The 13,181-nt window shown below is 56.4% G+C and carries 10 protein-coding genes; 1 reads left to right on the top strand and 9 read right to left on the bottom strand.

Annotation, left to right across the window (positions count from 1 at the left end; genetic code table 11):
- Positions 1-21 precede the first annotated feature (21 nt).
- The 9 genes from B5M42_RS09570 to queF all read right to left on the bottom strand — a co-directional run bounded on the left by B5M42_RS09570 (position 22) and on the right by queF (position 11,281).
- On the bottom strand, positions 22-1,626 hold the full coding sequence (locus B5M42_RS09570; RefSeq protein WP_230632843.1) for a L,D-transpeptidase: 1,605 nt from the start codon (positions 1,624-1,626) through the stop codon (positions 22-24).
- Between the two features lie 496 nt (positions 1,627-2,122).
- On the bottom strand, positions 2,123-2,917 hold the full coding sequence (locus B5M42_RS09565; RefSeq protein WP_167689591.1) for an HD-GYP domain-containing protein: 795 nt from the start codon (positions 2,915-2,917) through the stop codon (positions 2,123-2,125).
- A gap of 134 nt (positions 2,918-3,051) precedes the next feature.
- Positions 3,052-4,668, bottom strand: coding sequence for an NHL domain-containing protein (locus tag B5M42_RS09560; protein ID WP_134749546.1), 1,617 nt, complete (start codon positions 4,666-4,668; stop codon positions 3,052-3,054).
- Positions 4,669-4,717: 49 nt separating this feature from the next.
- Positions 4,718-6,793 carry a FecR domain-containing protein gene (locus B5M42_RS09555; protein ID WP_134749544.1) on the bottom strand — a complete coding sequence of 692 codons (2,076 nt, stop codon included), beginning with the start codon at positions 6,791-6,793 and terminating at the stop codon, positions 4,718-4,720.
- Positions 6,790-8,658 carry a CHASE2 domain-containing protein gene (locus B5M42_RS09550; RefSeq protein ID WP_167689589.1) on the bottom strand — a complete coding sequence of 623 codons (1,869 nt, stop codon included), beginning with the start codon at positions 8,656-8,658 and terminating at the stop codon, positions 6,790-6,792. Before B5M42_RS09550 ends, B5M42_RS09555 begins: the two co-directional genes overlap by 4 nt.
- 175 nt (positions 8,659-8,833) lie before the next feature.
- Entirely contained in the window at positions 8,834-9,067 is a 234-nt protein-coding gene (locus tag B5M42_RS09545) for a ferredoxin (RefSeq protein ID WP_134749540.1), read from the bottom strand.
- A gap of 64 nt (positions 9,068-9,131) precedes the next feature.
- Positions 9,132-9,632: a molybdopterin-guanine dinucleotide biosynthesis protein B gene (mobB, locus tag B5M42_RS09540; protein WP_134749538.1), complete on the bottom strand. Its 501-nt coding sequence runs from the start codon at positions 9,630-9,632 to the stop codon at positions 9,132-9,134.
- Between the two features lies 1 nt (position 9,633).
- On the bottom strand, positions 9,634-10,938 hold the full coding sequence (locus B5M42_RS09535) for a DNA polymerase IV (RefSeq protein ID WP_134749650.1): 1,305 nt from the start codon (positions 10,936-10,938) through the stop codon (positions 9,634-9,636).
- The gene (gene queF, locus B5M42_RS09530; protein WP_134749536.1) at positions 10,922-11,281 is read right to left on the bottom strand and encodes a preQ(1) synthase; all 360 of its coding nucleotides are present in this window, start codon (positions 11,279-11,281) and stop codon (positions 10,922-10,924) included. The genes B5M42_RS09535 and queF overlap by 17 nt, the downstream gene beginning before the upstream one ends.
- Positions 11,282-11,528: 247 nt before the next feature.
- Between queF and cimA the strand changes: the two genes are divergently transcribed.
- The gene (gene cimA, locus B5M42_RS09525; protein WP_134749534.1) at positions 11,529-13,148 is read left to right on the top strand and encodes a citramalate synthase; all 1,620 of its coding nucleotides are present in this window, start codon (positions 11,529-11,531) and stop codon (positions 13,146-13,148) included.
- Positions 13,149-13,181: the final 33 nt, after the last annotated feature.

The following is a 13,181-nucleotide window of genomic DNA, read 5'->3' as shown; positions in this document are numbered from 1 at the left end:
AAGAGTCCTTTTTCCTTGGGCTCAATCGAGCCACTTATAGGTTTTGTGCGGATTGCTGTCTTCGGTTTGCAGCGGAGCCTGAAACGGCTTGCCCGGCTGACTGCCGCCTGCGCCGCTGCCGCCACCGTCTCCTTCGCCAGCTCCGCTTCCCCCGCTGCCCGGCGCTCCGGCCAACGTCCCTTTGCCAATGGTCACCTTGGTGCCTTGTGGCGCCATATCGTACAATTCCTCAACATCGGCCTGCAGCATGCGGATACAGCCGTGCGATTCGTCCTTCCCGATGCTGGACGGCTTATTCGTGCCGTGAATCGCATACAGCGTATCGGACAACGTCATCCCGCGGCTGCCGAATTCGCCGTTGGAGTGGCCGTTCGGATTACGCACCTTCTCCGAAATGACGAATTCGCCCAGCGGCGTCTTCGCACCGCCCAGCCCTACGGGATAGCTGCGGATGACGAATTTGCCGCTGACCAGCGCCAGCCGATGCGCATCGACATCGACGATAATTTCCAGCGGCTGCGTGAACGGATACGCCGCCGCTTTGGCCGCAGCAGGCTGCGCGCCCGGGGCCGGGGAAGCCTGCGGAGACGGCGCTGCCGATGGTGCGGCTGCGCCGTCGGCAGGCTGCCCGCCCGCAACGACGACCTGCTGCAGCTCGGCGAGGGCTTGCGGGAAATACGCCCGCGTGCCCTCGGTCAAGCCTGGCAGCTCGTTATCCGGATACGGCTGCACGAGCTGCTCCGGGGCGTTCGGCAGCGCCCCGTGCCGCTGTTGATACGCCATCAGCGCCGACATCATCACCAGCGCCTCTTCGCGCTGGCGGGACCACTCGCTGATCAGCGGTACGAGCGGCGTCGGGTCCCCGGCCTGGCACGAGCATAGGGTCGACTTGTAGTACGACAATTGGGCCGTGCTGCTTTGCGCCGAGGCGTATTCGACGCTCAAGAGCGGCTGGAGCGGCTTGTTCCACGCCAGCCATTTGCCATCGCTCGTGGGCTGCGCCTCCACGAGCACAGCCGTCTTCCACGCCGCTTCGCCCGGCGTGAGCAGCTCGGGGATCGCCTGCGCGAGATCCCCGTCCGCAAACACCACCGCCCGCCCGTCCTTGGGCGGCGGTGGTGTAGCTATGGGCGCGGGCGTCGGAGACGCCGTCGCGCCCGCATCCGCCGCCGTCGGCACGGCCTCGGCGGCGCGGTCCTCGCGCTGCTGCGGGCGGGCCACGTCCAGCGACGTGGGCAGCAGCATCAGCAGCGCCAGGGCGAGGCGCAGCGCCCAGCGCAGGCGCCTGCGCCTGGCGGCCCGCCGCTCGCCGGCTGGGTCCGCGGCTGCGCCCGCGCCCCCGCTTCGCGCCGCACCGGCTCCCGCTCCGATGCCTGCGCCTCTGGCGGCATTCGCGCTCCCGCTCCTCGCCGCACTCGCTCCTGCCCCCCCGCTCCTTGCGGCTCCCGCACTTGCGTCCCCCGCCGCTCCGCCGGCTTGCGGCGCAAACGGCGGCAGCGGGCCGTCGACGACGATCTTCTGCTTCTCGAACGCCTCGTAAATTTCGCCCGACTGCGCAAAGCAATAAGCCGCCTTGCCGGCTTCGCCCCTTGCGGCGTATTCGCGACCGAGCAAATACCAGGCCATTTTATGATCCGGGTGCTCCTTGACATAGCGCTTCAAGTAAAGCGGATCGGCAAACGGATCATGCTGAAAAAAACGATCCACCTGATCGCCTATTTTCTTATCCGGCACAAGGAGCCCCTCCTTCCTCACATAAACAGTCTCTTCTCCTGTTATCGGCAATTTGCCTTCCGGGATGAAGACGCAAAAAAACTGCCAACGTGATTGGCAGCCTATCGCTATGCGGCTAAGTTTGCATTCACTAACCGGCCATTAGCCCCTTAAACCAGATGCTTGCAGCTCGCGCGTGCGTACCGCCATACCCACACCCTCACATGCACCCTCGTTCCTTTGCACTTCAGCACGTCCGCACCTCCGCACTTCTGCACCTCAGCACTTCCGCACTTCCACACTTCCGCACCTCTGCACTTCCGCACTTCCGCATTTCCGCACATCCGCACTTCAGCACTTCCGCCCATCACCCAGCCTGCGCCGATTTACATTTCAGCCACACAAGCGCCTACCTCTCAAGCTCAGCGCGCTTTGTCCCTTCCGCACCCGCTCCGTCTCCGCGTGCTCCCTGCAGGAGTTCGTCCCCGACATGCAGCTCAGCCGCTTCCGCCAAATACCGCCGCTGCTCCATCACCGCAGCAAACGCATCAACCACAGCCGGATCAAAATGAGCGCCTTTGCAGCGAATCAGCTCCTGCACGCCGTCAAAATAGCTGCGCCCCTTCGAATACGGGCGATCGGTCGTCATCGCGTCAAACGCATCGGCCACAGCCACAATCCGCGCCAAATACGGAATTTGCTCACCTTTCAGCCCCTCGGGATAACCCGTGCCGTCCATCTTTTCATGATGGTATTTGGCTACTGCCGTAGCGGCCTCGCGGCGTTCCTTGGGCTCCATCTTCGAAAGAATCCGCGCGCCAATCGTGGTGTGCGAGCTCATTATCCGAAATTCCTCGTCATCCAATGCGCCGTCCTTGAGCAGCACATGGTCCGGCACGCCGATTTTTCCGATATCGTGCATCAGCGCAATGTGATGAAAAGCCCGGCATTCCTTCTCCGGCATACCAAGCTGGCGCGCCGTCCAGAGCGAATAAATCGCCACCCGCGACGAATGGCCCGCCGTATACGGGTCGCGCGAGTCCAATGCCAACACCAGCGAATGAATCACACTCATGGAAAAGGTTTGCGGCGCCAGCTCCCCCTCCTGCTGCCATTCCCGCGCAGATTCCAGCAGCAGCGTCAATTCCCGATTGCGCCGCTCCAGCTCTGCGATCCGTCGTTCGAGCTCCCTTACGTCCGACACCCCGCCAGCCTCCCCAACATTTCCGATTGCTCTAATCATAATCCAAATAGCGGGGAATGTGAAGCGCCCGTCCAGACGCCAAAAACCCGTCCGGCAGTTGCCGAACGGGTGTATCGACGCACTTGCGCCGCTAATTAATGGGTGAAAGCCTTCTCGCGAAGAATGGCGGTCGTCGTCGCTTGATCCCACTGTACGTCAAGGCCGATCTGTTCGGCAAAAAACCGTACCGGCACATACGTGCGATCCTGCTTGATATAAGGAGCGGCGTCTGTGTCCGTATTGACCGCAGCCTTGCCGGCTTCCAGTCGGGCTACGCCGGTTTTGCCAATATACAGCTCAACCGTCACGTCGCCTTTGACCAGTTGCACGGCCTTAACGCCGTTTTTCTCCTCGTATTTCACTTCGTAGCCAAACGCCTCGCCGATCGCTCGAACAGGAACCATCGTGCGGCCGTCGATGACTTCCGGCTGCGCATCGAACGTAATCGCGTCGTGATTGTGTACGACCTTCACGCCCTGTGCCGGCAGCCCAGCAGGGAGCTGATAAGGCGTCAGCTTGCGAATTTTGTTATTGTAGGCATCGGCAATGATCAGACTGCCGTCGGCAGCTACCGCTACGTCGCTCGGGCTGTAGAATTGAGCTGCGCTCTCCACGCCGTCCGCTTCGCCGGTTTTGACCGTTCCCGCCAATGTCGTCACCTTGCTGTCAAGCAGGTAACGAATGGCATGATTCAAGCTGTCCGCGATGACCAGACCGCCCTCAGCAGTCAGCGCAATGCCTTTCGGAAAATCAAACATCGCCGCGCTCGCTGCGCCGTCGGCATAATCGCCGGCCGCGTACAGCTCATCCTGCTCGTACAGGCTGCTGTCAGAGGCTTTACCAGAGCCTGCAACCGTCGTAACCGTACCGGCAGCCAAATCGATATAACGAATCCGCTGATTGCCTGTGTCGCTGACGTACAGATTGCCTTTGGCGTCAATCGCCAGACCCGACGGCTCGTTGAATTTGGCCTGCGCCAGACTGCCGTCGGCATAATCGCCGGCAAAAGCAGCCTCGCCCGGCCGTACCTGAATCGCGCGGGTTGACGCTGCATTCAGCGTCGACACCGTACCGTCGGCGGCGATTTTGCGAATCGCATGATTCAGCGAATCCGCCACGTACACTGTGCCATCTGCAGCCACAGCGACATCCGTCGGATAATTGAACTGCGCTTCTGCGCCTTTACCGTCCTTCGCTCCGACCTCGCCGCTGCCGGCCAAAGTCGTCACCGTACCGTCCTTCGCGACCTTGCGGATCGTATTGTTGCCCGCATCGGCTACGTATACAGCGCCCTGGGCGTCGACCGCCAGACCCGACGGCTCGTTGAAGAATGCTTCTCCGGCTTTGCCGTCGGCTTGACCGCCGACCGGAAAGCCCAGATCGTTTACCAGCACCGGCAGCTCGGGACCGGCATAAGTACTGACCGAGGAAGCGGAAATTTTACGCAAATTGTGGTTGCGCGTGTCTGCGACCAGCACGCTGCCGTCCGGCAGCACCGCTACGCTTGCCGGCGAACGGAAGGCGGCTGATGCCGCTGCTCCGTCTTTATCTTCAAAATCACCGATGCCCGCTTGCGTAGTCACGTCGGCCATAATACGGCCGTCAGCTGTGCGCAAGGCATCGCCCGACAAACCGGCGGCCCAGGCGCTCGTGCTGCCAAGCAACGAAGCGGCTACGATGGATGAAACGAGTACTCCCTTGATCGGTTTCATAGATTTCTCCTTTATACTGGTAAATTCAAAGCGCTGCTCAAAGCAGCCGTTAGTTCGGCGCAGTTGCAAGCGTAATGTAGTTGTCGTAGATATCAACCGGCACGCGCGTACCGTCTTTTTTCACGATAATCACGCCGTCCTCCGGCATATGAATGCCACCGCTCATGCCGTTCAGCGTAAATGGCAGCTTGACAAGCACCTTCTCGCCGGACACAGACACGTTATTGGCGCTTCCATAGCTCGTAATCGCGTACACCAGCTCGGTTTGACCGTTGCCGCTATAAATTTTCGCGCTGTCTACAGACGGAGAGCCGGTGTAGCTGAACACAGTGCCGTTGATCGGCGTAACCGTATTGCCGCTGGACGTTACCGCATTGACGTCGCCCCAATAAACCAGATGGACTTCAACTGCGTAAATCTGGCTGTCGCCAATGAAATCCTTCAGCGTCAGCACCGCGTTGATCGTGCCGTTACCCGTTGTTTCCTTCGTCATTTTGATACCGCCGACTGCCGCCGTTACCGTACGCGTGACCGCAGCGCTGACTTTTTTGTTCGGCGCTTGCGCCGTGATCGTCACGACTGTACCCAAACTCAGGTTCGTCCCCAGGTCAACGCTGAAGATGCCGTCCGTTCCCGCCGTAGCCGTTTTCTTGAAGCTTCCGGAAAAAGCGCTAACCGTTACAAGCGCGCCAGCTTCAGTGTGACCGTGAACATAAGTCGATGCCGTGGTAATGGAAGAGACGTAATCGCTCAGCAACACCGTCGTTTGCTGTGAGGAACCTCCGCCGGAAGACGACGGTGTTGGTGTTGGCGTCGGTGTTGGTGTTTTCGATTTATCAGAGTTGTATTTCGCCTTTTCCGCGTCAGACAGCTTTTTCAACAGCTCGGCTTCTGCTTTGGCTTTCGCTTCGGCTTCCGCTTGCTTTTTCGCTTCCTCGGCTTTTTTATTTGCTTCCTGGACCGTTTTCAGCACGCTGTTCAGCTTTTGCTGCAAATCGGCCAGCTTTTTCGCTGCTTCATCCTGCTTTTTCTTCTTTTCGGCTTCCGCTTTCGCAAGCTCTACCTGACGTTGTTTTTCCTTCTCCGGATCGAGGCCCGCCGTTTTGTCGAGATCCTTCACGTTATTCAAATCCAGCTTCTTGCCGTCGCTGCCGATTTTCGAGTTGGCATCGGAGACGATTTGATCCATTTTTTCTTTGGAAACCTTCTTATCGCTAACCGCCTGCTTGGCGAAATTGCCGACCAGATTGTCGAGGTTGCCGCTCACCTTGTTCAAATCATCCTGCGAACCGACCGCAAACGTCGTGTTCTCATTCGTCGTTCCCGGCGTGTTGTTGTTCAACTGCTCTTTTTTCTTGTCGACGAATTCCTGATTTTCCTTGTCGATCGATTGTTTGTCCTTCACGATCGCTTCGATCACTTCCGGAGACGCCTGCTTGACGATCTCTTCAATGTCGATCGGCTCGACTTTCACGGACAGGTCTTCCACCTCATCGCGCGAGTCGAGGGAAATTTGCTGCGTCGGATACAGGAACGTTTCTTTCGCTTCCTGCTGGTCGTTTTGCGAGTTGGTCACCGTCGAAGCCGATACTTTGCCGGCAGCAACCGCCATCGTCGTCTTGCCTGTTTTCGGATCTACGCCAACGAAGAAGTGCGTTCCGCGCACGCCCATGACCGCAGTCGGCGTTTCGACTTCAAACTCATCGTCGGAGCCAGCCAGCGATTTGACCTTGACCCACATCGAACCGGCCCACATTTTCAGCTTCGACTTCTTGCCGCTGTCTTTGCCGGCCAGATCGGAAATATTGAATTCCGAATTGGCGCCAATCGTCATTTCGGCGTCATCGTCGCCTACAGCCAGAACGACGGAAGAGCCCGAGCCGGTATAAATCGTATCGCCCTGATTCAAGCTCATATTCGTATAAGCGTCATACGTCTTGGAGCCGCCGCCCTTCTTGACCGTTACAGTGCCGCTCATCGACGAGACAAGCGCCAGACGGACCGTTTTCGCTTGCGCGGGCTTTGCCAGCACAGACGATACGAGCCCGAATACAATAACAAAGCTCATGATTAATGCGATAAATGATGTCTTGTTGAAGCGATGATTCGGTAACAACAGGTTCACGCTAAATTCCTCCCTTGTTCGGCATGGCCGATAACCTCGTACACCATGACCGGCTTTTCCTTGCCTTTTACTTTGATCTCGCCGACCGGCTCGATGTCAAACAAATCCTTGACGCGGGCGTATGTATTTTCGCTGATCAGAATTTGCCCGGGCTTGGCATTCGACTCCAGCCTTGCCGACAGGTTGACTGTATCGCCAATCGCCGTATAGTCCAGACGCAGATCCTCGGAGCCGATGTTGCCGACAACCGCCGGACCGCTGTTAATCCCCAAACCGAATTTTACGCCGATTCCGTACTTCTCTATGAGCTTTTGCTCCAAAACATTCGCTTGACCTTTCATCTCGATCGCGGCGCGCACCGCCATTTCCGGATGATTGTCATATTCAATCGGCGCGCCGAACATCGCCATAACGCCGTCGCCGATAAATTTGTCCAGCGTTCCGTTGAACTTGAAGATCGCTTTCGTACACACATCCAAATATTCGTTCAGCACCTGAATGACCTGCTCCGGCTCCAGTCGCTCCGACATCGGCGTAAAGCCGCGAATATCGACGAAAATCAAGCTGATATCCTTTCGGCTGCCGCCAAGCTTGACATCTTCGCCGGATTGCAGCAGTTCGTCAACGACCGTTTTGGACACGAAACGTCCGAAAATGCCCGTAACGCGGCTGCGCTCCTTGCGCTCGGCCAGATAATGGCTGACAATTGACCAGATGTAAATAGCAACCAGCGCGAACAGCGGATAAATCAACGGCGCTAGAATCGAGCCGATGGTGTACAAGCCGAGCCATATTACGTTATACATGAGAAACATGCCGATAAAAAAGAATATGGCCGCGCGTCCCTTGAAGCGTTCGAATAAGAAAATCGCCAGCAGGGAAACAATAACAATAATGGCTATGCCGACTGGACCGCTCGTTTCCTTATAAAACTGATTCTCCAGCAGCGCCTGAATCATATTGGCGTGAATTTCGATCCCGAACATTTTGACCGAGCTGGCCGGGGTCTGGTATTCGTCCTGCATCGCCGTCACGTACGGTCCGATCAGCGCAATCGCGCCGTTCAGCGGCAGCGGATTCTCGCTTTTGTATACGTCAGCGAACGAAATCGTTTCATAGCCGGTCGAAGCATGCAGCTTCTGACGCGGTTTGGAATAAAACTCCGTCGGCACCTGATTTTTGCCGTGGGTCGGAATCACCTCGCTGCCGCGCAGCCATTCTCCCGTCGCGTCGTCGCGTTTGACCTTTTCGTCGTCAGGGAGCAGGAAATTCGCCAGCGCCACGCTAAACGCAGGGATATATTCACCCTTCTCGTCCGGCAATCCGACCGACAGCTGCCGTGCCTTGGCGTCCTTGTCGACGAACACGTTGATATGCGCCATCTGCTGTCTGTTGGTGGTCAAGGTGGAGGAGGGGTAATCGACTCGTTCCGGAATCAATTCATTGGTGGCTTGCTGTTGGGCGGGATAATTGATTTGCACCGGCATGATTACGTTGGGGTATTTGCCGAGCGCATCCGCAAGCGCCTTGTCGTCTTCGGGGTTTTTGGAAGGTTCAGCCATCACGACGTCGATGCCGATCGCCGCTACGCCCGATTGCTCCAGCTTCTCGATCGCTTGGGCATACACGGAGCGGTCCCACGGAAACTTGCCGATCTCCTTCAGCGACTTGTCGTCGATCGTAATAATTTTGATCCGGTCTTCGGGCTGCCGCTCTGCCTTGGATTTGGCATTGCGCATCACGTCCTGCAGCGGATTCTCAATAAAATAAAACGTTCCGCTCGATCCGGCCGTGTAAAAGTATGTCGAAAGAAGCATGATGACAAGTCCGGCGCCGAGCGTCTGAATCCAGTTCTTCTTGCCCATAAGTTCCTCCCCTTTATGTACTAGCTTCATTGTAAGATGGGCGCTCAGAATTGGCAATCGATTGTTGGCTCATTCTACAAAACGTATCAAAAAAAGAACCCAATTCCAGAGCTGGAATTGGGTTCTTTCGACATTCTGTGAAGTACTTCACAAAATATCTCCAGCCGCCTTCAACTTAGTTGAAAGGCGAGTCTTGCACTTTAATGGAATCAGTTGGGCAGCCGTCCACAGCATCTGCCAGATCGTCGTACAGATCGTCCGGAATTTCGGTAATACCTTTGTTTCCGTCGCCGTCAAAGATCACTTCCGCAAGGCCCTCATCGTCGTAATCGTAGATGTCAGGGGCAGTAGCGCCGCAAGCGCCGCAAGCGATGCAGGTTTCTTTATCAACCCATGTGTACTTCGCCATTCTAAATTCCTCCTCAAAATATCCTCACAGTAAAATATAATATAAAAGCGGCCAAAGTTCAAACTTAATCTTGCCAGGCACCGGCTTGGGCAATCAAAAACCGGGCCAGCCCCTCCGCGTCGTCCAGCGCAAAAACCGGCGTATCTCCGCAAACAAACGGCGTACCCGCCGCAATCGCCACCGGAGCAGGCGCAAGCTCGCCGACAATGCGGCTTTGCTCTGCCAAGCGGAATACGGCGATTTTGCGATGACTGCCGTGCTTGAAGCCCTCGATCAGCACCAGGTCCATCGCCTGCAGCTCCTCGCCGATCAGCTTTTCCGGCAGCGGCTCGGCCGTCCTTCGGTACATGTGCACGCTATCCGGCGACAGCGTCCATACCTCATCGGCCCCCGCTTCGGCCAAACGCATGGAATCCGTGCCGGCGACTTCTTTATAATGCCCGTGTGCATCGTGCTTCAATACGGCAACCTTCAGGCCCGCTTGCTTGAGCAGCGGCACGAGCCTTGTTATCAGCGTCGTTTTGCCGCTGTCCGAATATCCTGCAAAGCCAATCACGGCAGGCATGCTACGCCTCCTCCTCCCCGCTGTGCAGCGGCCGTTGCTTCAAATGATCCATTTGCAGCGATGTGCCCCGTTCCTTGTGGTTGCGGATCATCGCCGAAGGATCGTTGCCCAGCATCCCGGCTGTCAGCACGGCATTCTCGCCGAACTTATCGCGCAAACGATCCAGCGTCCGGTTCAGCTCCTCTTTCTTGGGCTGCTTCTCGTAGTCGAACAAATCGAGCTGGACGGCCGTCTCCTCCTTGGGCGACAGGCTTTGCAGCGTAATGCCCAGCAAACGGACGGGATTGCCCTCCTGCCAGTGATCCTCGTACAAGCCGCAAGCCGTCCGATAAATATCTTCCATATTCTCGGTCGGCGACTTGAGCGTCAGCGAACGCGTAATCGTGCGCATGTCCGGGTTGCGGATCGTGATCTGCACCGTCCAGGCAAGCAGCTGCTGCTTGCGCAGTCGGCGCGCCACCTGATCGGCAATGTTCAGGAAAACGCGATACACGTCTTTTTTATCGGTAAAATTGTGCGGCAGCGTCGTCGTATGACCAATCGACTTGCTCGTTTCATGCTCGGGGTTGACCGGGCTGTGATCGATGCCGCTGGCTGCGAGCTTGAGATGGGGCCCGAGAACGCCAAAATGGCGGGCGAGCAGCTGCTCATCCGCGTGGGCCAATTGGCCGAGAGTATGAATATTCAATTTCACCAGCTTATCCGCTGTCTTTTTGCCGATGCCGTACAAATAATGGCAGGGCTTGTCCCAGAACAGCTTGGGCACGTCGCGCAAGCGCATGACGGAAATGCCGTTCGGCTTTTTGAAATCGGAGCCCATCTTGGCAAGCAGCTTGTTCGGAGCAACGCCAATCGAACAGGGCAGCTTCAGCTCCTCCATGATCCGCTCTTGCAGCCGGCCGGCAATATCCAGCGGCGTACCGAACTGCTTGGAGCCGGTAATGTCAACAAAGCATTCGTCAATCGACATCGATTCAACAAGCGGCGAATAGCTGTACGCAATCTCCATAAACCGCCGCGAAAACCTGCGGTACAAATCAAAGTCCGGCTTGATCAGCACCAGCTCCGGACACAGCCGCATGGCTTCCTTCACCAGCATGCCGGTTCGAACGCCTTTGGCCCGCGCCGCATAGGAAGACGTTACAATGATGCCTCTGCGCAGCTCAACGCTGCCCGCGACGGCAATCGGCTTTCCTTTATATAAGGAAGGCTCGACCGCCTCGTGAACAGAGCAGTAAAAAGCGTTCATATCAATATGCAAAATAACTCTGCCTTGCTTGGGGTAAAACTTATTGTCCGGCTTCATATTCGGCGCGAACAGTCGTGTAAATGCCGCCCCGGACGTTGAATCTGCCGGTAACATGAAGCTTCTTCGGCTGAATGAACTCGACGAAATCCTTCAAAATCATATTGGTGACATCCTCGTGGAAATGACCTTCGTCACGGAAGCTCCACAGGTACAGCTTGAGCGATTTCAGCTCGCAAATATACGGACCCGGTACGTATTTGAATGTAATCGTGGCAAAATCAGGCTGGCCTGTTACCGGACAAAGCGCGGTAAATTCCGGCGATTCGATTTCCACTTCATATTCACGATCCGGATGCGGATTCGGGACAGGCAGCAGTGTTCTTGACGGATTGGTAGACATAACGTGCAAAGCACCTCCAAAAATAATAAAAAGCCGTTCGGCATAATCTAAGAAAGCCTGACAACATGCTCCGGACAGGCCAATTTCAGCATACAAGAAATCGCAGCGCTTAGCAAACGGAATTTTGAGAAAAAGTGTCCAACGTCCTGCGGTTTATGTTATAATCATTCATTATACATTAGCGCTTTCGTGCACTTATCTGCCTCACGTTCTGACATGCGGCAGCCAGTTTTGAAGGGGGACAACCATGCTTAACTCTGTAAAAATTTTCGACACCACGCTTCGCGACGGGACGCAAGGAGAAGGCATCAGCCTGTCGGTCGAAGACAAAATCAAAATCGCCCGCAAGCTCGATGAGCTTGGGGTTCATTATATTGAAGGCGGTTGGCCGGGCAGCAACAGCAAAGACATCGAATTTTTCGACCGCGTGCGTACGATGACGTTCGCCAACGCCAAGATTGCCGCCTTTGGGAGTACGCGCCGCAAGGACTCGCGCGCCGAAGACGACATCAACCTGAACCGGCTGATCGATTCCGGCGTTTCGGTGGCGACGATTTTCGGCAAATCGTGGGATTTCCACGTACACACCGCCATTCAGACGACGCTGGAAGAAAATCTGGCCATGATTTTCGATTCCGTGCGTTATCTCAAAAGCAAGGGCCTGGAAGTCATTTATGACGCCGAGCATTTTTTCGATGGCTACAAAAACAATGCCGAGTACGCGCTGCAGACGATTGCCAAAGCCGAAGAAGCAGGCGCCGACTGGATCGTGCTATGCGACACGAACGGCGGCTCGTTGCCGGGCGAAATTACAACGATCGTCGAAGCCGTCAAACAACAGATTCAGGCGCCGGTCGGCATCCACGCCCATAACGACTGCGAGCTGGGCGTAGCTAACAGCCTTGCTGCGGTTCAAGCCGGAGCGCGTCAGGTTCAAGGAACCATCAACGGCTACGGCGAGCGCTGCGGCAACGCTAACCTCAGCTCGATTATTCCGAATCTGCAGCTGAAGCTCAAATACGATGTTATTTCCGACGAACAGCTCAAGACGCTGGCTCAAGTTTCGCGATACGTCAGCGAAATCGCCAATATGCATATGCCGGTCAACCAGCCTTACGTCGGCAATGCCGCTTTTGCCCACAAAGGCGGTATTCACGTGTCGGCCATTCTCAAGGATGCCAGCACCTATGAGCATATTGCTCCAGAGCTGGTCGGCAACAAGCAACGCGTGCTCGTCTCCGAGCTGGCCGGTCAAAGCAACGTACTGGTCAAAGCCCAGGAGCTGAACCTGGACATCAACAAGGACTTGCACAAAACGAAGCAGATCATTGAAAAAATCAAGGATCTTGAGCATCAGGGCTATCAATTCGAAGGCGCCGACGCCTCGCTGGAGCTGCTGCTGCGCGAATCATTCGAAGGTCTGGAAGAAATCTTCACCTTGGAATCGTTCAAAATGCTGGTTGAGAAAAATGCCGCCCACGCCGTTGTCTCGGAAGCCATCGTCAAGGTTAAGGTGCACGGAGAAACGATCTATACAGCCGCCGAAGGCAACGGGCCGGTCAACGCGCTCGATAACGCCTTGCGCAAAGCGCTTGTGCAATATTATCCTGACATCCGGCAGGTTCATCTGTCCGACTATAAGGTGCGCGTGCTGGACGAGAAGGACGCTACAGCCGCCAAGGTGCGCGTGCTGATGGAATCGACCGATTTCGCTACTACCTGGAATACGCTCGGCGTATCGAGCAATATTATTGAAGCAAGCTGGTATGCCCTCGTCGACAGCCTCCGGTATGCGCTGCTCGGCCGTACCCGCGTCGAGCAAGGCACCAAGGATCAGCCAGAACGTTTGGGTCTGGTGAACCACTAACGGCGCATCGGCGAAACGGACTGCTGCCGCGGC

This window comes from Paenibacillus athensensis, from assembly GCF_004514475.2.
Taxonomy (GTDB): domain Bacteria; phylum Bacillota; class Bacilli; order Paenibacillales; family NBRC-103111; genus Paenibacillus_AL; species Paenibacillus_AL athensensis.
This window is presented reverse-complemented; position numbering and strand designations above follow the sequence as displayed.

Excerpts from the sequence above, each read along its gene's own strand:
- B5M42_RS09570 (WP_230632843.1), bottom strand. The coding sequence starts at position 1,626 with ATGGCCTGGTATTTGCTCGGTCGCGAATACGCCGCAAGGGGCGAAGCC.
- B5M42_RS09560 (WP_134749546.1), bottom strand. The coding sequence starts at position 4,668 with ATGAAACCGATCAAGGGAGTACTCGTTTCATCCATCGTAGCCGCTTCG.
- B5M42_RS09550 (WP_167689589.1), bottom strand. The coding sequence starts at position 8,658 with ATGGGCAAGAAGAACTGGATTCAGACGCTCGGCGCCGGACTTGTCATC.
- B5M42_RS09545 (WP_134749540.1), bottom strand. The coding sequence starts at position 9,067 with ATGGCGAAGTACACATGGGTTGATAAAGAAACCTGCATCGCTTGCGGC.
- mobB (WP_134749538.1), bottom strand. The coding sequence starts at position 9,632 with ATGCCTGCCGTGATTGGCTTTGCAGGATATTCGGACAGCGGCAAAACG.
- B5M42_RS09535 (WP_134749650.1), bottom strand. The coding sequence starts at position 10,938 with ATGAAGCCGGACAATAAGTTTTACCCCAAGCAAGGCAGAGTTATTTTG.
- queF (WP_134749536.1), bottom strand. The coding sequence starts at position 11,281 with ATGTCTACCAATCCGTCAAGAACACTGCTGCCTGTCCCGAATCCGCAT.
- cimA (WP_134749534.1), top strand. The coding sequence starts at position 11,529 with ATGCTTAACTCTGTAAAAATTTTCGACACCACGCTTCGCGACGGGACG.